Below are 17,660 nucleotides of genomic sequence, written 5' to 3' on the forward strand. Positions count from 1 at the left end.
GTCATGCAAGTTAAGCGATTTTTCGCCGCCGATATGCGTCAGGCCATGAAACTGGTTCGTGATGAGCTGGGCGCTGAAGCGGCCATCATCGGCAACCGGCGTATTGCTGGCGGTGTCGAGCTGACTGCCGCGCTGGATTACAAACTCTCGGCGCTGGCGCCGCGTGTGCCGAACATTGAGCTCGAAGACGAACTGCGCAAGACGCAGTCGCGCATCGTTACCGCCCAGGCCGAGCTGAGCAATCGGGGTGAAGTCGGTGCGACTAACCGCCAGTTGTTCGCCGGGCTGCCGCTGGATGCCACAGATACCCATATCGAGCCGACCCTCGAAGAGCCGCCACGTCCGCTTACCTATTCCAGCGCGCCTGCTGCTGCGCAACCGGCCAGTGGCCAGCGCGCCTACGAATCCATGCGTTCCGAACTCAATGGCCTGCGCGAGCTGCTGGAAGTCCAGCTCGGCTCTCTGGCCTGGACCCAGTTGCAGGGCAGCCGCCCGCAGCAGGCCAACCTGTGGCGCCGCCTGCAACGTATCGGCCTGTCCGGCCCGTTGTCGCGCGACCTGCTGGCGATGATTCCGGATGTCGATGAGCCGCGTCAGGCCTGGCGCCTGCTGCTGGCGCATTTGGCGCGGATGATCGTGGTGCCGGAAATCGAACCTCTGGAAGAGGCGGGCGTGATTGCCATGGTCGGTCCTGCCGGCATGGGCAAGACCACTACGCTGGCCAAGCTGGCGGCGCGTTACGTGCTCAAGTACGGCGCGCAGAACATCGCTCTGGTGAGCATGGACAGTTTCCGTATCGGCGCCCAGGAGCAGCTCAAGACCCTGGGCCGCATTCTCAATGTGCCGGTGACCCACGTCGATCCGGGCCAGTCCCTGGCTCAGGCGCTGGAGCCGCTGCTGCGCAAGCGCGTGGTGCTGATCGATACCGCCGGCCTGCAGGCCAGCGACCCGGCCCTGCGTCTGCAACTGGAAAGCCTGGCCGGTCGCGGCATCAAGGCACGCAATTATCTGGTCCTGGCCACTACCAGCCAGAAGCAGGTGCTGACCGCCGCCTATCACAGCTACAAGCGCTGTGGCCTGGCCGGTTGCATCCTGACCAAACTCGACGAGACCGCAAGCCTTGGCGAAGTGCTGAGCCTTGCGATCAGTCACGAACTTCCCGTGGCCTATCTTACCGATGGGCCGCGTATACCAGACGATCTGCATCTGCCCCGTCGGCACCAGTTGGTGACCCGTGCGGTGAATGTGCAGATGCAGGAAGAGCCTAGCGAGGAAGCGATGGCTGACATGTTTGCCGATCTGTATCACAACCCCAGCAAGAGAGTGGGCTGAGTGAGGCAATACACAGGAATGTATCTGCATCGATGGTCTGCCAGGCACTGTTCTTCGTTGAACGTGCAGCCCGCAATGTGGCTTCGGTCTAAGCAAGACAAGGTAAAGAGATAACATGGGCAGCATGCATCCCGTACAGGTGATCGCGGTGACCGGCGGCAAGGGTGGCGTCGGTAAGACTAACGTGTCAGTGAACCTTTCACTGGCCTTGGCTGAGCTCGGCCGGCGCGTCATGTTGCTGGATGCCGACCTTGGCCTGGCGAACGTCGATGTACTGCTGGGCCTGACGCCCAAACGTACGCTTGCCGATGTCATCGAAGGCCGTTGTGAGCTGCGCGACGTGCTCTTGCAGGGTCCGGGCGGCATTCGCATCGTGCCGGCCGCCTCCGGCACTCAGAGCATGGTTCACCTGTCGCCAGCGCAACATGCCGGCCTGATCCAGGCGTTCAGCGATATCGGCGACAACCTGGACGTGCTGGTGATCGACACCGCCGCCGGGATCGGCGAATCGGTGGTCAGCTTCGTGCGCGCAGCTCAGGAAGTACTGCTGGTGGTGTGTGACGAGCCCACGTCCATCACCGATGCCTACGCCCTGATCAAGCTACTCAATCGCGACTACGGCATGAATCGTTTCCGGGTCCTGGCCAACATGGCTCAGAGCCCACAGGAAGGGCGCAACCTGTTTGCCAAGCTGACCAAGGTGACTGACCGTTTTCTTGACGTAGCCCTGCAATATGTCGGTGCCGTGCCCTACGATGAATGTGTGCGCAAGGCTGTGCAGAAGCAGCGCGCCGTTTATGAGGCTTTCCCGCGCTCCAAATGTGCACTGGCGTTCAAGGCCATTGCCCAGAAGGTCGATACCTGGCCGTTGCCCGCCAACCCTCGTGGGCACCTGGAGTTCTTCGTCGAACGCCTTGTCCATCAGACCAGCGCGGGACCGGTTCAATGACAGCGAGTGGCTATCGTATGTACAGCAAGGCATCCAAGGATTCGCAGTATGAGCTGATCGAGCGCTATGCCCCTCTGGTCAAGCGTATTGCCTATCACTTGCTGGCCCGTCTGCCTGCCAGCGTTCAGGTCGAGGACCTGATCCAGGCCGGCATGATCGGCCTGCTGGAAGTGTCGACCAAGTACGACTCCACCAAGGGTGCCAGTTTCGAGACGTATGCGGGCATTCGCATCCGTGGTGCCATGCTCGACGAAGTGCGCAAAGGGGACTGGGCACCGCGCTCGGTACACCGAAATACACGCATGGTCAGTGACGCAATTCGCTCAATTGAAGCGAAAACCGGTCGTGACGCTAAAGATCACGAGGTTGCTGCCGAACTCCAATTGAGTCTCGATGATTATTACGGGATTTTGAATGATACCTTGGGCAGTCGCCTGTTCAGTTTCGACGACCTGTTACAGGACGGCGGTGAACATGAGGGGCTGCACGAGGACGGCGCAAGTGGATCACTTGAACCGTCGCGCGATCTGGAAGACGAGCGTTTCCAGGCCGCGTTGGCAGACGCAATTGCCAACTTGCCGGAGCGTGAGCGGCTGGTGTTGGCGCTGTACTATGACGAGGAGCTGAACCTCAAGGAAATCGGTGAGGTTCTGGGGGTCAGCGAATCGCGTGTCAGCCAGTTACACAGTCAGTGCGCAGCTCGTTTGCGAGGGCGTTTGGGGGAGTGGCGAGCGCGCTGACAGATCTCTGGCGAGGCCTTGGGTGTCGTCGAATCTGTGGGTCGGCTGTGCAAAGCGTTGCGTGGTAAGAAGATAGAAAGACAGGAGTGGGTCGCGGGGGACCTTCAAATGTAGTTGCCCTTGGGCTCGACACCTGTTATTTGCCAAGCCCGTCGTCGTTTAGTGCAGCCGGTGAGCTGTGCCGGTATTAGATTTAACAGCGCGTTCAGGTACTGAATGCGTTAAAGACTGCTTGGAGGTCGAATTGGACAAGAACATGAAAATCCTCATCGTTGATGACTTTTCAACGATGCGGCGGATCATTAAAAACCTGTTGCGTGATCTGGGGTTCACCAACACGTCTGAAGCAGACGATGGGGTAACAGCCCTGCCGATGCTGCAAAGTGGCGCCTTTGACTTTCTCGTGACCGACTGGAACATGCCTGGCATGTCCGGTATCGATCTGCTGCGCCAGGTGCGTGCCGATGAACGCCTGCGTCACTTGCCGGTGTTGATGGTCACTGCCGAAGCCAAGCGGGAACAGATTATCGAGGCCGCACAGGCCGGTGTGAACGGTTATGTGGTCAAGCCGTTTACTGCTCAGGTGCTGAAAGAAAAGATCGAAAAAATCTTTGAGCGCGTAAATAGCTGATGTAGGCCGCGAGGGCGCTATGGAGCACAAAGATTCGTCAATGGGCGACTTCGAGTCGACCCTGAAGAAACATGCTAAGGAGTTGGTGAGCAGCCTTGAAAAAGGCCGGTTCGGCGACGCCGTGCAACTTATCCATGAGCTTAACCAGACCCGAGACCGCGGCCTGTATCAGGAAGTCGGCAAACTGACCCGTGAGCTGCACAGTGCGATTGTCAATTTTCAGATTGACCCGCACATGCCGCAAGCCGAGGAAGTGTCTCAGATCACTGATGCCACCGAACGCCTGTCATATGTTGTTCGGCTGACGGAAGGCGCGGCCAATCGCACCATGGATCTGGTGGAGCAAAGCACACCGCTGATGCATGGCCTCAGCAGCGATGCCAAGGAATTGAGCAAGGACTGGGGACGCTTCATGCGCCGGGAAGTCGGTGCCGAAGAGTTTCGCGAGTTGGCACGCAAAGTGGACGGTTTTCTGTCGCGCAGCGAGAAGGAAACAACACTGGTCGCCGCTCATCTCAATGACATTCTGCTGGCCCAGGATTACCAGGACCTCACCGGTCAGGTGATCAAACGGGTCACGCAGTTGGTCACGGAAGTTGAAAGCAACTTGCTCAAACTGGTGCTGATGGCCAGTCAGGTCGATCGTTTCGCGGGCATACAACACGACGAAGAAGCGATCCGCGCAGAAAATGATCCAGAAAAACATCTGTCCCAGGGTGAAGGTCCGCAGATTCATGCCGATAAGCGTGAAGACGTTGTATCGGGACAGGACGATGTAGACGATCTGCTATCGAGCCTGGGCTTCTAGGTCTGTTGACGGTTAATTTTAGGGAGCACCCCAATGAGCTTCGGCGCCGATGAAGAGATCCTTCAGGATTTTCTGGTAGAGGCCGGCGAGATTCTGGAGCAGTTGTCTGAACAATTGGTCGAGCTGGAAAGCCGACCGGATGACGCAGACCTGCTCAATGCAATTTTTCGCGGTTTTCACACTGTAAAAGGGGGCGCCGGCTTCCTCCAGCTCCATGAGCTGGTGGAGTGCTGCCACATCGCCGAGAACGTCTTCGACATCCTGCGCAAGGGTGAGCGTCGCGTCGACTCGGAATTGATGGACGTGGTCCTTGAGGCACTCGATGCGGTGAACGGCATGTTCAGTCAGGTGCGTGAGCGCACGGACGTCACGCCTGCCACCCCTGAGCTGCTGGCTGCCCTGGCTCGCCTGGCGGAACCGGCTTCGGCGGACGTTGCTGCAGAACCGGAACCGGTTGCGGCGGCGCCAGTGGTTGAAGAGGCTCCCGTCGAGGCTGCTTCCGACGAAATTACCGATCATGAATTCGAGCAACTGCTCGACTCTCTCGATGCGGCCAAGGCTGCAGCGGCAGCTCCTGCCGCGCCTGTAGCGGCGGCTCCGGCTGCGGCTGGCAGTGACGAGATCACCGACAGCGAATTCGAATCCCTGCTCGACCAGTTGCACGGCAAGGGCCAGTTCGCCCCGGATGCGGTGTCTGCCGCCCCGGTTGCAGCCAAGCCTGCAGCACCGGCTGCCGGTGCCCCCGAGTCGGGTGATATTACCGACGAAGAATTCGAAGCCTTGCTTGATCAGCTGCACGGCAAGGGTTCCTTTGATGCCGCAGCGCCAGCACCACCCGTAGTCGCCGCCGCACCCGCTGCGACTGCCCCTGCTGCTGGCGGCAAGGCCAGTGATGAAATCACTGACCATGAATTCGAAAACCTGCTCGACGAACTGCACGGCAAGGGCAAGTTCGAGCCTGCTGCGGTAGCCGCGCCAGCAGCGGTGGCCAAGCCGGCCGCCGCTGCAGCCGCTCCTGCTGCCAAACCGGCTCCGGCCGCCTCGCCAGCAGCCGCTGCCAAGGCAGAACCGGCCAAGGCTGCCGCACCTGCTGCAGCTCCAGCACCTGCCCGCGCGCCTGCCGCTGCTGCGGCTCCGCCACCAGAAAAACCGGCGACGGAAGCCGAGACCACGGTACGGGTTGATACAGCCCGTCTCGACGAAATCATGAACATGGTCGGCGAGCTGGTACTGGTGCGTAACCGCCTGGTGCGTCTGGGGCTCAACAGCGGCGACGAAGCCATGTCCAAGGCGGTGTCCAACCTTGACGTGGTAACGGCTGACCTGCAGACCGCGGTGATGAAAACCCGCATGCAGCCGATCAAAAAGGTTTTCGGGCGCTTCCCGCGACTGGTTCGCGACCTGGCCCGGCAGTTGAAGAAAGAAATCAACCTGGAACTGGTCGGCGAAGAGACCGACCTGGACAAAAACCTCGTCGAGGCCCTGGCCGACCCACTGGTCCACTTGGTGCGCAACGCGGTCGACCACGGTGTCGAAACTCCGGAAGAACGCGAAGCCTCGGGCAAGCCACGGGGCGGCAAGGTCGTACTGTCGGCGGAGCAGGAGGGTGACCATATCCTCCTGTCGATCTCCGACGACGGCAAGGGCATGGACCCGGCGGTATTGCGTGCCATTGCGGTCAAGCGCGGTGTGATGGACAAGGATGCAGCTGATCGCCTGAGCGACAGCGACTGCTACAACCTGATCTTTGCTCCGGGTTTCTCGACCAAGACCGAGATTTCCGACGTCTCCGGACGGGGCGTGGGCATGGACGTGGTGAAAACCAAGATTGCCCAGCTCAACGGCTCTATCAACATCTACTCGACCAAGGGCCAGGGCTCGAAGATCGTCATCAAGGTGCCGCTGACCCTGGCGATCATGCCGACGCTGATGGTCATGCTGGGCAACCAGGCGTTTGCTTTCCCACTGGTCAACGTCAACGAAATCTTCCATCTGGACCTGTCCACTACCAACGTCGTCGACGGTCAGGAAGTGGTGATCGTGCGCGACAAGGCGTTGCCACTGTTCTACCTCAAGCGCTGGCTGATCAGCTCGGCGGCGTACGAGGAACAGCACGAAGGCCATGTGGTGATCCTCTCGGTCGGCACGCAACGCATCGGCTTTGTCGTCGATCAATTGGTCGGCCAGGAAGAAGTGGTAATCAAACCGCTGGGCAAGATGCTGCAAGGTACGCCGGGTATGTCGGGCGCCACCATTACCGGTGATGGCCGTATTGCCTTGATCCTCGATGTACCGAGCATGCTCAAGCGTTACGCCGCACGGCGTATTTGATTCTGGGAGCGCGGGCGGCCTGAGTGCTGCCCGTGGCGCCCTTTGGAGTGTTTATGGCAGTCAAGGTCCTGGTGGTGGATGATTCCGGTTTTTTCCGCCGCCGTGTTACGGAAATTCTCTCGTCGGACCCCAACATCCAGGTCGTCGGTACGGCGACCAATGGCAAGGAAGCGATCGAGCAAGCGCTGTCGCTAAAGCCGGATGTGATCACAATGGACTACGAAATGCCGATGATGGACGGCATTACCGCTGTGCGTCACATCATGCAACGCAGTCCCACCCCGGTGTTGATGTTCTCCTCGCTGACCCACGAGGGTGCCCGTGTCACGCTGGATGCCCTGGATGCCGGTGCGGTGGATTTCCTGCCGAAGAATTTCGAAGACATCTCGCGCAACCCCGAGAAGGTCAAGCAGCTGCTGTGCGAGAAGGTTCACAGCATTTCGCGCAGTAATCGTCGTTTCAGTGGCTTCAACGCTCCGGCTCCGGCTGCAGCACCTGCAGCGGCCGCGCCGGCCGCCAGAACAGCAGCGCCAGCCCCGGCCCGTACTATCCCGTCGCGTTCGGCGGCTCCGGCTCCCGCTGCCTCCGGCAGCCACAGCCATGCCCATCACCCTGCACCTGCCGCGCACCATGCGCCGTCTTCGCCTGCGCCCAAGCGCAAGGCCTACAAGCTGGTGGCTATCGGTACTTCCACCGGCGGTCCGGTGGCGCTGCAACGGGTTCTGACTCAACTGCCTGCCAGTTTTCCGGCGCCTATCGTACTGATCCAGCACATGCCCGCCGCCTTTACCAAGGCCTTTGCCGAGCGCCTGGACAAGCTGTGCAGCATCAGCGTCAAGGAAGCCGAGGATGGTGACGTCCTGCGTCCCGGCCTGGCGTTGCTGGCACCTGGCGGCAAGCAGATGATGGTCGATGCTCGCGGCACGATCAAAATCCTGCCCGGTGACGAGCGGCTGAACTACAAACCGTGCGTGGACATCACGTTTGGCTCGGCGGCGAAATCCTACGGCGACAAAGTGCTGGCGGTGGTTCTCACCGGCATGGGCGCTGACGGCCGTGAAGGCGCGCGTCTGCTCAAGCAGGGCGGCAGCCATATCTGGGCTCAGGATGAAGCCAGCTGCGTGATCTACGGCATGCCCATGGCCATCGTCAAAGCGGACCTGGCCGACGCGGTGTACAGCCTGGACGAAATCGGTAAGCACTTGGTCGAGGCCTGTATCTGATGGATGTACTCAGCCTGATTGGCCTCATCCTGGCGTTCGTGGCGATTGTCGGTGGCAACTTTCTGGAGGGTGGACATGTTGGCGCTCTGCTTAATGGTCCGGCTGCCCTGATCGTCCTCGGCGGGACCCTGGCGGCCTCGCTGTTGCAGACACCACTGAGCTCGTTCAAGCGCGCCGTGCAGATCCTGCTGTGGATTCTGTTTCCGCCACGCATCGATTTGCCGGCCGGTATCGACCGTGTGATCAACTGGAGCATGACCGCGCGCAAGGAAGGGTTGCTGGGCCTGGAGTCGGTTGCCGACACCGAGCCAGACGACTATGCCCGCAAAGGCCTGCAACTGTTGGTCGATGGCGCCGAGCCCGAAGCGATCCGCAGCATCCTGGAAGTGGATTTCATCACCCAGGAAACCCGCGATATCCATGCGGCCAAAGTCTTCGAGAGCATGGGCGGCTATGCGCCGACCGTGGGCATCATCGGTGCGGTCATGGGTCTTATCCATGTGATGGGCAACCTGGCCGATCCGAGCCAGCTGGGTAGCGGCATCGCCGTGGCCTTCGTTGCCACCATCTACGGCGTGGCCTCGGCCAACCTGATCCTGTTGCCCATTGCCAACAAGCTCAAGTCCATCGCCATGCGCCAGTCGCGCTACCGCGAGATGCTCCTGGAAGGCCTGCTGTCCATCGCCGAAGGTGAAAACCCTCGCTCCATCGAACTCAAGCTGCAAGGCTTCATGGAGTAGGGCTCATGGCCAGACGTCGTCCGCCCGAAGAACATGAGAATCACGAACGCTGGCTGGTGTCCTACGCGGACTTCATCACCCTGCTGTTTGCTTTTTTTGTGGTGATGTACTCGATTTCGTCCCTCAATGAAGGCAAATACAAGATTCTCTCCGAGGCGCTGGTCGGGGTTTTCAACGATGCCGAGAAAAGCACCAAGCCGATCCCTATCGGTGACAATCGCCCCCACACCGTCAAACCTGCCGAACCCCTGGTCAAGGACAGTGAGCAAACTGACGCCGGGATCGGCCAGAAGTCGTCCGATCCGCTGCAATCGATCGCCAACGATGTACGCGATGCCTTCGGCGACCTGATCAAGTCCAACCAGCTCACCGTGCGTGGCAACGAGCTGTGGATCGAGATCGAACTGAATTCGAGCCTGCTGTTCGGCAGTGGCAATGCCATGCCCAGCGACAACGCATTCACTATCATCGAGAAAGTGGCGAAGATCGTTAAACCTTTCGACAACCCGATCCACGTCGAGGGTTTCACTGACGATCAACCGATCAATACTTCGCAGTACCCGACGAACTGGGAGCTCTCTTCGGCGCGCTCGGCCAGTATTGTCAGGATCCTCGCAATGGAAGGGATCAACCCCGCACGCATGGCTTCAGTGGGCTATGGCGAGTTCCAGCCGGTGGCCTCCAATGCCACTGCGGAAGGGCGTGGCCGCAACCGCCGGGTCGTACTGGTGATCTCGCGTAATCTTGAAGTTCGTCGTAGCCTGACCGGTACCGGCGCGGCCAACGCACAGCCGGATGCGGCGTTGAAGCGTGCTGGCACACAAACTGCACCGACGCCACTCAAGCCGACGATACCGAACAGGACCGTCAATTCTCCGTCACCCGCCCCATAGGTCGTTTCTCGTTTTGGCGATGGCCATGGCGGGAGGAAAAAGCAAAATGAGAGTCTGGGCAGTAGCCAATCAAAAAGGCGGAGTGGGCAAGACCACATCCTCCATCGCGTTAGCGGGCCTGCTGGCAGAGGCGGGCAAGCGCGTGGTCGTTGTCGATCTCGATCCGCATGGCTCCATGACCAGTTATTTCGGGCACAACCCGGATACGTTGGAACACAGTGCTTTTGACCTGTTCCTGCACAAGGGCATAGTGCCCCAGGATTTGCCGGGGCAATTGCTGCTGCCTACCAGTGACGAGCGTATCTCCCTGCTGCCATCGAGCACCGCTCTGGCGACCCTGGAGCGTCAGACGCCGGGGCAGGGTGGTCTCGGCCTGGTAATAGCCAAAAGCCTGGCGCAGCTATGGCAGGATTTCGATTACGCCATCATCGACAGCCCGCCGTTACTGGGTGTCCTGATGGTCAACGCCCTGGCGGCGAGTCAACAATTGGTCATTCCGGTGCAGACCGAGTTCCTTGCCGTCAAAGGTCTGGAGCGCATGGTCAACACCCTGGCCATGATCAACCGTTCGCGTAAGCAACCGTTGCCCTACACCATCGTCCCGACCCTGTTCGATCGGCGTACGCAAGCGTCCATGAGCACCCTCAAGCTGTTGCGCGACAGTTTTCCCGAGCATGTCTGGAAAGCCTATATCCCGGTCGATACCCGTTTGCGCGATGCCAGCCGCAATGGGGTCACGCCGTCGCAGTTCGATAACAAGAGTCGCGGCGTCCTGGCTTACCGGGCCTTGCTCAAGCATTTGCTCTCTGAACAACTCGCCGCAGCGCAGGTGGCTTGACGTGGACCTGAGAACTTTATTACCTGACGTTGCGTGCAGACATTCAAGTCAGGTGTCGATGCAGCCGATAACGTCAGCAAGTGGCTGCAATCTTTGGCGGGTACTGTCATGAATCAGCGCCCAACGGAACGTCCTGTCGATACGGCTACGCGCCCGCAATTGGCGCTGCAATCCTATCTGGATGCCCTGCTTCAGGACGCGACCGAAGATTTGGCCGTCGTCGAAACGCAATTGGTCGAGCCCGATGGCTTCGATGAGTTCGAGGCTGCGGTACGGGAAGAGATGGCCCACGACGCGCGCATGCTGGCGCCAGTGGTCAGTCCTGTCGCCGTTGCCGTAGCGGCACCTGCTCCTGTGGCTGTCGCGGTGCCGGTGGCGACGCCGGTCGAGGTCAAGGTCAAGCCCGCAGTACGGCTCGATATGCCGCTGGCGGTACCGGTGAAGGTTGCCGAAGCTGTGGTCACGCCGACTGTGGCGCTGGTCGAGCCGGTAGTGGAAGTGCACCTGCCGACGCAGATGCAGCGGATACCGCCGCCACCTCCGGCGACCGGCAGCGAGCGCCCTGAGTGGGCGTCCGAGCCGTTCGAGTGCCTGTTGTTTGACGTCGCCGGGTTGACCCTGGCGGTGCCGCTGGTTTGCCTGGGGTCGATTTATCCCTTGGCCGGCCACGAATTGACGCCTTTGTTCGGGCAGCCGGACTGGTTCCTCGGGATTCTGCCGAGCCAGGCGGGCAACCTGAAAGTGCTGGATACGGCGCGCTGGATCATGCCGGATCGTTATCGCGACGATTTCCGCCAGGGCTTGCAGTATGTGATATCGGTCCAGGGTTACGAGTGGGGGCTGGCGGTACATCAGGTCAGTCGCTCGCTGCGTCTGGACCCGGAAGAAATCAAATGGCGCGGTCATCGTGGCCAAAGGCCATGGCTGGCCGGTACAGTGATCGAACATATGTGCGCGCTGCTGGATGTTGCCGAGTTGGCAGAGTTGATTGCCAGTGGAGCGGTCAAGCAGATGCACAAGATCAAATAATCATGGGACGGCGTTAACCGCGTCGCCTGCACAGCACGAACGTAAGGGGTAAGGGGTATGAAGAAGTCGTCTGCACAAGGTTCCGAAGATCCCATTCTGCAGTGGGTGACCTTCCGCCTGGACAACGAGTCGTATGGCATCAATGTGATGCAGGTTCAGGAAGTGCTGCGCTATACCGAAATCGCGCCGGTTCCGGGTGCGCCAAGCTACGTGCTGGGCATCATCAACCTGCGCGGTAACGTCGTTACCGTGATCGACACCCGTCAGCGCTTCGGCCTGCCGCCGGTGGAAGTCAGCGACAACACCCGTATCGTCATCATCGAGGCTGACAAGCAGGTCGTCGGTATCCTGGTCGACAGCGTTGCCGAAGTGGTTTACTTGCGTCAGTCGGAAGTCGAAACTGCGCCAAACGTGGGCAACGACGAATCGGCCAAGTTCATCCAGGGCGTCTGCAACAAGAACGGCGAGCTGCTGATTCTGGTCGAGCTGGACAAAATGATGACCGAAGAAGAGTGGTCCGAGCTGGAGAACATCTGATTGATTCTCGAGGTAGTCGTCGCGATCCTGGCTGTGCTTTGGATCGCGACGCTGGTGATGTTCCTGTCCCAGGGCAAGCGGCAGCGTAAGCTCGACAACGAGCGTGACGAGCGCGATGCCCTGCGTGACCAGCGTTATCGTGAATTGGCCCGTCGCGTGGACAATTTCCAGAATGGCACGATACGCATGGGGCAGGATCTGCACGAGTTACGGGCGACGGTTGCACCCTTGCCCGACAAGCTGACTGCGCTTGAACAGCGCGACCCTTCTTCCTTGTCCTTTGCTCAGGCCGCGCGCCTGGTCGGCATGGGCGCCAGCGTCGACGAACTGACTCAGGCCTGTGGCCTGACTCAGGCCGAAGCCGAGCTGATGAGCAAGTTGCATCGGAATACGACGGAGTAACACGCCGGATTCGTGGGACAACCTGTGGGACCGGCTTTAGCCGGGAAGGCGTATTCCCGGCTAAAGCCGGTCCCACAGGTGTTCTACAGGTCTACAGTCCTGACCCTCACGCCTTCGGCGTGATATCCCGCTCAATCGGCGGCGCATTCGGGTCACGGCCTTCAGGGAACTTGCCTCTCAGGTGCCAGGCAAAGGCAATGATTTCGGCGATGGTGCGATAGAGCGGCTCGGGAATGCTGTCGCCCAGCTCCATGCGCGCCAGCAGCTTGACCAGCTCGGCATTCTCATAGATCGGCACTTCGGCTTCCCGGGCAATGGCCAGGATGGCTTCGGCCAGTTGATCGTCGCCCTTGGCCGACAGAGTCGGGGCCTGGACGCCGTCATAGGTCAGGGCAATGGCCTGGCGAGGGGTTGTGTCGCTGCTGCTCATCAGGCGGTCTCGTCAATCCAGCGCTTTTCAAGTTTGGTCCTGGGGCCATGGGCCGGTTTGCCCTGGCTGCAGGCCAGTTCACCCACCGTCAGGCCCGAGGCGATCAGGCGTTCGCGCAGATAGCCCAGCTCCCGGGAGATCAGATCCGCCGCGTCAGAGCGCTCGGCCCACATCTGGGTCGACAGGCTGCCGCGCAGCAATTGTGCCTGCACCTGCAAGGGCCCCAGAGGGTCGAGGTCGAACGCCAGTTCAATCTTCCACAGCTTCTCACGGGTATCGCGGTTCTCATTACCTTCTCCGTCCGGCTTCTGTTCCTGCTCCGGCACGTCATCGCGCTGCATACGGACCTGCAACGGCACGACGTCCTGACCGTTACGCATGGGGATTTCCATCTGCCAGGTGCTGGTCTGGGTGCCGTCGGCGTGGGTGCGGGTCTGTTCCAGCCCGCCCAGTTGGTGACTCTGCAGGCGTGAAACGGCGGCCGCTGCGAGCTTGAGCAACATCTCCAGATCATCCTTTTCGCCCGCGATAACCGAGCGCGAAGGCAGGGGGAAGTTGATCATTTGCGGGCGTTCGGCTACCTGGCCCAGGGTGCCGAGGGCGCTGCGGATCACCGCAGGCATCATCCGCGCCAGCATGTTTGAGGCGGCGACGGCGTCGTAACTGGTGTTGTCCGGCAGGCCTGGCAGGATCTGTGCGATCAGCCGGCTCAGGTTGGCCTTCAAGTCCGGCGACTGCATCGGGTCGGTGCCGGCCAGCAGCTTGGCCTCCATGAAGGTGCCGCTGGCACTGATTGCCTGAGCGACGCCCTTGGCTGTGGTCATCTGCTGAATATCCGGCAGATCTGCCAGTAACTGGTCGATGCTGTCCTGCACCGCTGCGGGCAGTGCATTCGGCGGGGCGCTGCCGGTGAGACTCGCCGGGGCGCTGGCTGCTGCGTTGTTCTGCAGGGTCTGCAGAGCATTGATCAGTACGTCCAGTGAGCCCTGGCGCCCTTGCTGGGTGGCCAGTTGCTGGGTGGCCGCAAGCTGATCCAGACCCGTGCTCAGGGGCACGAAATTCAGGCTCTGGCTACCTTGGACCTGCGCGTTGAGCAGGCTGCCGATGGGCAACGGCCGCGGGCTTTCGATGCTCAGGGTGGTTCCGGCCTGGGCAGTGTTGAGCAAAACCACGATTGAGCGATACAGGGCGGCGGTCTGCGCATTCTGCGCTGTAGAACTCGGCTGAGCCGCAGGCTGGCCACTGAGCTGGGCCAGAGTGTCGGTCACCACTTGGCTGGTCAGGACCTTGGCCTGGAGCAGGGTCCCGACCGGGAGTTTCTGTGTGTCCAGGCGCGTCAGCACGCTATTGAGCGCATTATTGATCTGCTGCAAGGACAGACTCAGCGTATTGGCCGATGCTTGGGTGACAGTCAGGCTGGTGCCGGGTGTCAGCGGCAGAGTGCTGGTCACCGGGACCATGCTCTGGGTGCCGTTGCCCTGGATCAGTTTGAGCAGCAACTGGTAGGTCTGGTCCCCGGTCTGCTTGAGGTTGACCACTTCCGCGGTCACGGCTTCCCCCGGCGCAACCAGGTTTTTCATCGGTTGCAGGAGCTGGAATATCTGCCCTGCGGAAACACCGGCGCGCGCCAGGGCCATGGCGGCAGAGGCTTGGGAAAGACTGGGAATATCAGCTGGCATTAATTGCGACCCTGGAAATTGCCCTCTTGCGATGAGGAGAGACATGTATAATTCCGGCCCTCGAAGAAGCCGGCAGGCAATCAAGCTGCACCTCTATAACGGCCATTTCAAGGGGGACTTGAGTTCCCCTTCGTTTTGCCACATGCCTGTAGAACACATTGTGGGACCGGCTTTAGCCGGGAATGCGCTTTCCCGGCTGAAGCCGGTCCCACAGATCTCATCCCAATCAGATAGCTGTGTTTGATAAAAGCCCATTCCAGGACCCCCCGATGAGCCGTCCTCTTCCCCTGCTGCAAGCAACCGCCCTGGCGTGCGAGCGCGACTGGCGCATGCTGTTCGAGAACCTCGAGCTGCAGATCGTTCCCGGCGACATGTTGCAGATCAGCGGTCCCAACGGCAGCGGCAAGACCAGCCTGTTGCGCTTGTTGTGCGGGTTGATGCAGCCCAGTGCAGGTGAAATCCTGCTCAATGGCCGGCCGTTGATCGAGCAGCGCGCCGAGCTGGCCCGGCAACTGCTGTGGATCGGTCATGCTGCCGGGATCAAGGAGTTGTTGACCCCGACCGAGAATCTCACCTGGCTCTGTGCCTTGCACCGTCCAGCCGATGCCGCTGCGATAGAGCAGGCGCTGGAAGCGGTAGGGCTGCGCGGTTTCGAGGATCTGCCATGCCACACCCTGTCCGCAGGGCAGCATCGGCGGGTGGCCCTGGCCCGCCTGTATCTGGACAGCCCGGCGCTGTGGATTCTCGATGAGCCCTTTACTGCTCTGGACAAGCAGGGCGTGGCGCAACTGGAAGCGCATCTGGCCGAACATTGTGAGCAGGGCGGCATGGTCGTGCTGACCACTCACCATACCCTTACCCGTATGCCGACAGGTTATCGGGACATTGACCTGGGACAGTGGGCCGTATGAGTCATGTCTTTACTCTGCTCGTCGCCCGCGAGGCACGTTTGCTGTTTCGTCGTCCGGCCGAGCTTGCCAACCCCCTGGTGTTCTTTGCAATTGTGATTGCACTGTTTCCCCTGGCGGTAGGCCCCGAGACGCAATTGTTGCAAACCCTGTCGCCGGGGCTGGTGTGGGTGGCGGCTTTGTTGTCGGTGCTGCTCTCGCTGGACGGGCTGTTTCGCAGTGATTTCGAGGACGGCTCTCTGGAACAGTGGGTCCTTTCGCCGCACCCTCTGGCACTTCTGGTATTGGCCAAGGTACTGGCACACTGGGTTTTTTCCGGGCTGGCCCTGGTGCTGCTGGCACCGCTGCTGGCCCTGATGCTGGGCCTCCCGGCGCAATGTCTGCCGGTATTGCTGGCCTCATTGTTGCTGGGTACACCGATTCTCAGCCTGCTAGGCGCCGTGGGCGCGGCACTGACGGTTGGTTTGAAGCGCGGAGGTCTGTTACTCGCGCTGTTGATTTTGCCGCTGTATATCCCGGTGTTGATCCTGGGCAGCGGCGCGTTGCAGGCGGCCCTGATGGGCATGCCTGCCACCGGTTACCTGTTGTGGCTGGGCAGTCTGACCGCCCTGGCGGTGACCCTGGCACCCTTTGCGATAGCCGCCGGCCTGAAGATCAGCGTCGGTGAATAATTGAGGTTTTGAGGAGCGCGCCGCATAGTCGGGCCTCTTACCGAACCCTGCATCCGTGATGAAAGGCAATCTGATGAAAGGCAGTGTGAATAGCAGCGTCAAGCGCGGCATCAGCTGGGCCTGGTTCCACAAACTGGGCTCGCCGAAATGGTTCTATGGCATCAGCGGCCGGCTGCTGCCGTGGCTGAGTGTCGCCGCCTTGTTGCTGCTCGGTATCGGTATCGTCTGGGGCCTGGCCTTCGCGCCGCCGGATTACCAGCAGGGCAACAGCTTCCGCATCATCTATATCCATGTCCCGGCGGCCATGCTGGCGCAGTCCTGCTACGTGATGCTGGCGGTGTGCGGTGTGGTCGGGCTGGTCTGGAAGATGAAACTGGCCGACGTCGCCCTGCAATGCGCAGCCCCCATCGGCGCCTGGATGACCGCTGTGGCCCTGATCACCGGTGCCATCTGGGGCAAGCCGACGTGGGGCGCCTGGTGGGTCTGGGACGCGCGCCTGACCTCGATGCTGATCCTGCTGTTCCTGTACTTCGGTCTGATCGCTCTGGGTAACGCCATTACCAACCGTGACAGTGCGGCCAAGGCCTGCGCAGTGCTGGCTATTGTCGGTGTGGTCAATATACCGATCATCAAGTATTCGGTTGAATGGTGGAACACCCTGCATCAGGGCGCCACGTTCAGCCTCACGGAAAAACCGGCGATGCCCGCTGAAATGTGGCTGCCGCTGCTGTTCACAGTGCTGGGGTTCTACTGTTTTTTTGGCGCGGTACTGCTGTTGCGCATGCGCCTGGAAGTGCTCAAGCGTGAGGCGCGGGCCAGTTGGGTCAAGGCTGAAGTGCGCAAAAGCCTCGGCCACCCGGCAGATCAAGGGGAGCCATTGTGAGTTTTGTTTCATTCAGCGATTTTCTGGCGATGGGGCATCATGCTCTGTTTGTCTGGTCGGCCTACGGCATCTGTGTCGCCGTGCTGATCCTCAATGTGGCGTTGCCGTTGCTGGCCCGTCGGCGTTACCTGCAACAAGAAGCGCGACGTCTGCGCTGGGAGAACCGTAAGTGAATCCGTTGCGCAAGAAGCGCCTGTTGATCATCGTCGCGATCCTCGCCGGGGTCGGTATTGCCGCCACCCTGGCCCTCAGTGCGCTGAAGGAAAACATCAACCTGTTCTACACCCCGACCCAGATCGCCTCGGGCGAAGCGCCCCACGACACGCGCATCCGTGCCGGTGGCATGGTGGAGAAAGGCTCGCTGAAACGCTCCGCTGATTCCCTGGATGTTCGGTTCGTGGTCACGGACTTCAACAAGTCGGTGACCATCACCTATCGCGGCATCCTCCCGGATCTGTTCCGTGAAGGGCAGGGCATCGTCGCTCTGGGCAAGCTCAACAGTGATGGCGTTGTCGTTGCCGATGAAGTGCTGGCCAAGCATGACGAGAAGTACATGCCCCCTGAAGTGACCAAGGCCCTGAAGGAAAGCGGCCAGGCTGGCCCGGACTCCACCACACCTGCGAAACAAGGGTAAAG

General features: G+C 60.6%; 20 protein-coding genes. 18 read left to right on the plus strand and 2 right to left on the minus strand.

The window, feature by feature from the left end; genetic code table 11:
• The first annotated feature begins 3 nt into the window (after nucleotides 1-3).
• The 13 genes from flhF to AC1Z24_RS09420 all read left to right on the plus strand — a co-directional run bounded on the left by flhF (nucleotide 4) and on the right by AC1Z24_RS09420 (nucleotide 12,453).
• Complete coding sequence (gene flhF, locus AC1Z24_RS09360; protein WP_483745394.1) at nucleotides 4-1,332, plus strand: flagellar biosynthesis GTPase FlhF; 1,329 nt, start codon at nucleotides 4-6, stop codon at nucleotides 1,330-1,332.
• Nucleotides 1,333-1,447: 115 nt separating this feature from the next.
• A complete protein-coding gene (gene fleN / locus AC1Z24_RS09365) occupies nucleotides 1,448-2,281 on the plus strand; it encodes a flagellar synthesis regulator FleN (RefSeq protein WP_259105418.1) in 834 nt (277 codons plus the stop codon).
• A complete protein-coding gene (gene fliA, locus AC1Z24_RS09370) occupies nucleotides 2,278-3,021 on the plus strand; it encodes an RNA polymerase sigma factor FliA (protein ID WP_259105417.1) in 744 nt (247 codons plus the stop codon). Before fleN ends, fliA begins: the two co-directional genes overlap by 4 nt.
• A gap of 256 nt (nucleotides 3,022-3,277) precedes the next feature.
• A complete protein-coding gene (locus AC1Z24_RS09375; protein ID WP_259105415.1) occupies nucleotides 3,278-3,652 on the plus strand; it encodes a chemotaxis response regulator CheY in 375 nt (124 codons plus the stop codon).
• A 19-nt stretch (nucleotides 3,653-3,671) separates the two neighbouring features.
• Complete coding sequence (locus tag AC1Z24_RS09380; RefSeq protein ID WP_483745395.1) at nucleotides 3,672-4,460, plus strand: protein phosphatase CheZ; 789 nt, start codon at nucleotides 3,672-3,674, stop codon at nucleotides 4,458-4,460.
• A 33-nt stretch (nucleotides 4,461-4,493) separates the two neighbouring features.
• Nucleotides 4,494-6,791 carry a chemotaxis protein CheA gene (locus AC1Z24_RS09385; RefSeq protein WP_483745396.1) on the plus strand — a complete coding sequence of 766 codons (2,298 nt, stop codon included), beginning with the start codon at nucleotides 4,494-4,496 and terminating at the stop codon, nucleotides 6,789-6,791.
• A 53-nt stretch (nucleotides 6,792-6,844) separates the two neighbouring features.
• Complete coding sequence (locus AC1Z24_RS09390) at nucleotides 6,845-8,014, plus strand: protein-glutamate methylesterase/protein-glutamine glutaminase (protein ID WP_483745397.1); 1,170 nt, start codon at nucleotides 6,845-6,847, stop codon at nucleotides 8,012-8,014.
• Nucleotides 8,014-8,754 (plus strand): flagellar motor protein, encoded by a 741-nt coding sequence (locus tag AC1Z24_RS09395; protein WP_259105409.1) that lies wholly within the window; start codon nucleotides 8,014-8,016, stop codon nucleotides 8,752-8,754. Before AC1Z24_RS09390 ends, AC1Z24_RS09395 begins: the two co-directional genes overlap by 1 nt.
• 5 nt (nucleotides 8,755-8,759) lie before the next feature.
• A complete protein-coding gene (motD, locus tag AC1Z24_RS09400; RefSeq protein ID WP_483745398.1) occupies nucleotides 8,760-9,647 on the plus strand; it encodes a flagellar motor protein MotD in 888 nt (295 codons plus the stop codon).
• 46 nt (nucleotides 9,648-9,693) lie between these two features.
• Nucleotides 9,694-10,485: a ParA family protein gene (locus AC1Z24_RS09405; protein ID WP_483745399.1), complete on the plus strand. Its 792-nt coding sequence runs from the start codon at nucleotides 9,694-9,696 to the stop codon at nucleotides 10,483-10,485.
• A gap of 108 nt (nucleotides 10,486-10,593) precedes the next feature.
• Nucleotides 10,594-11,514, plus strand: coding sequence for a CheW domain-containing protein (locus AC1Z24_RS09410; protein ID WP_483746580.1), 921 nt, complete (start codon nucleotides 10,594-10,596; stop codon nucleotides 11,512-11,514).
• Between the two features lie 57 nt (nucleotides 11,515-11,571).
• On the plus strand, nucleotides 11,572-12,051 hold the full coding sequence (locus AC1Z24_RS09415; protein ID WP_413303235.1) for a chemotaxis protein CheW: 480 nt from the start codon (nucleotides 11,572-11,574) through the stop codon (nucleotides 12,049-12,051).
• Nucleotides 12,052-12,453 carry a DUF2802 domain-containing protein gene (locus tag AC1Z24_RS09420; protein WP_483745400.1) on the plus strand — a complete coding sequence of 134 codons (402 nt, stop codon included), beginning with the start codon at nucleotides 12,052-12,054 and terminating at the stop codon, nucleotides 12,451-12,453.
• A 106-nt stretch (nucleotides 12,454-12,559) separates the two neighbouring features.
• Here AC1Z24_RS09420 and AC1Z24_RS09425 read toward each other — a convergent pair whose 3' ends face one another.
• Together AC1Z24_RS09425 and fliK are read right to left on the minus strand one after the other, a co-directional pair.
• A complete protein-coding gene (locus tag AC1Z24_RS09425; RefSeq protein ID WP_483745401.1) occupies nucleotides 12,560-12,883 on the minus strand; it encodes an EscU/YscU/HrcU family type III secretion system export apparatus switch protein in 324 nt (107 codons plus the stop codon).
• Complete coding sequence (gene fliK, locus AC1Z24_RS09430) at nucleotides 12,883-14,562, minus strand: flagellar hook-length control protein FliK (protein WP_483745402.1); 1,680 nt, start codon at nucleotides 14,560-14,562, stop codon at nucleotides 12,883-12,885. Before fliK ends, AC1Z24_RS09425 begins: the two co-directional genes overlap by 1 nt.
• Nucleotides 14,563-14,831: 269 nt before the next feature.
• On the opposite strand from fliK, the gene ccmA reads away from it, so the two are divergent.
• From ccmA to ccmE, 5 genes are all read left to right on the plus strand, one after another.
• Nucleotides 14,832-15,473, plus strand: a complete 642-nt coding sequence (gene ccmA, locus AC1Z24_RS09435) for a cytochrome c biogenesis heme-transporting ATPase CcmA (protein ID WP_483745403.1) — start codon at nucleotides 14,832-14,834, stop codon at nucleotides 15,471-15,473.
• A complete protein-coding gene (gene ccmB / locus AC1Z24_RS09440) occupies nucleotides 15,470-16,141 on the plus strand; it encodes a heme exporter protein CcmB (protein ID WP_413303249.1) in 672 nt (223 codons plus the stop codon). Before ccmA ends, ccmB begins: the two co-directional genes overlap by 4 nt.
• Before the next feature lie 73 nt (nucleotides 16,142-16,214).
• Entirely contained in the window at nucleotides 16,215-17,024 is an 810-nt protein-coding gene (locus tag AC1Z24_RS09445; RefSeq protein ID WP_483745404.1) for a heme ABC transporter permease, read from the plus strand.
• Nucleotides 17,021-17,197 (plus strand): heme exporter protein CcmD, encoded by a 177-nt coding sequence (gene ccmD, locus AC1Z24_RS09450; RefSeq protein ID WP_259105395.1) that lies wholly within the window; start codon nucleotides 17,021-17,023, stop codon nucleotides 17,195-17,197. The genes AC1Z24_RS09445 and ccmD overlap by 4 nt, the downstream gene beginning before the upstream one ends.
• A complete protein-coding gene (gene ccmE / locus AC1Z24_RS09455; RefSeq protein WP_483745405.1) occupies nucleotides 17,194-17,658 on the plus strand; it encodes a cytochrome c maturation protein CcmE in 465 nt (154 codons plus the stop codon). The genes ccmD and ccmE overlap by 4 nt, the downstream gene beginning before the upstream one ends.
• Nucleotides 17,659-17,660 lie beyond the last annotated feature (2 nt).

This window comes from Pseudomonas sp. JL23, assembly GCF_056933585.1.

Coding starts and splice junctions, on each gene's coding strand:
- AC1Z24_RS09380 (WP_483745395.1), top strand. CDS start 3,672: ATGGAGCACAAAGATTCGTCAATGGGCGACTTCGAGTCGACCCTGAAG.
- AC1Z24_RS09425 (WP_483745401.1), bottom strand. CDS start 12,883: ATGAGCAGCAGCGACACAACCCCTCGCCAGGCCATTGCCCTGACCTAT.
- fliA (WP_259105417.1), top strand. CDS start 2,278: ATGACAGCGAGTGGCTATCGTATGTACAGCAAGGCATCCAAGGATTCG.
- AC1Z24_RS09445 (WP_483745404.1), top strand. CDS start 16,215: ATGAAAGGCAGTGTGAATAGCAGCGTCAAGCGCGGCATCAGCTGGGCC.
- motD (WP_483745398.1), top strand. CDS start 8,760: ATGGCCAGACGTCGTCCGCCCGAAGAACATGAGAATCACGAACGCTGG.
- AC1Z24_RS09395 (WP_259105409.1), top strand. CDS start 8,014: ATGGATGTACTCAGCCTGATTGGCCTCATCCTGGCGTTCGTGGCGATT.
- ccmB (WP_413303249.1), top strand. CDS start 15,470: ATGAGTCATGTCTTTACTCTGCTCGTCGCCCGCGAGGCACGTTTGCTG.
- fleN (WP_259105418.1), top strand. CDS start 1,448: ATGGGCAGCATGCATCCCGTACAGGTGATCGCGGTGACCGGCGGCAAG.
- flhF (WP_483745394.1), top strand. CDS start 4: ATGCAAGTTAAGCGATTTTTCGCCGCCGATATGCGTCAGGCCATGAAA.
- AC1Z24_RS09410 (WP_483746580.1), top strand. CDS start 10,594: ATGAATCAGCGCCCAACGGAACGTCCTGTCGATACGGCTACGCGCCCG.
- ccmA (WP_483745403.1), top strand. CDS start 14,832: ATGAGCCGTCCTCTTCCCCTGCTGCAAGCAACCGCCCTGGCGTGCGAG.
- fliK (WP_483745402.1), bottom strand. CDS start 14,562: ATGCCAGCTGATATTCCCAGTCTTTCCCAAGCCTCTGCCGCCATGGCC.
- AC1Z24_RS09390 (WP_483745397.1), top strand. CDS start 6,845: ATGGCAGTCAAGGTCCTGGTGGTGGATGATTCCGGTTTTTTCCGCCGC.
- AC1Z24_RS09375 (WP_259105415.1), top strand. CDS start 3,278: ATGAAAATCCTCATCGTTGATGACTTTTCAACGATGCGGCGGATCATT.
- AC1Z24_RS09405 (WP_483745399.1), top strand. CDS start 9,694: ATGAGAGTCTGGGCAGTAGCCAATCAAAAAGGCGGAGTGGGCAAGACC.
- AC1Z24_RS09415 (WP_413303235.1), top strand. CDS start 11,572: ATGAAGAAGTCGTCTGCACAAGGTTCCGAAGATCCCATTCTGCAGTGG.
- AC1Z24_RS09385 (WP_483745396.1), top strand. CDS start 4,494: ATGAGCTTCGGCGCCGATGAAGAGATCCTTCAGGATTTTCTGGTAGAG.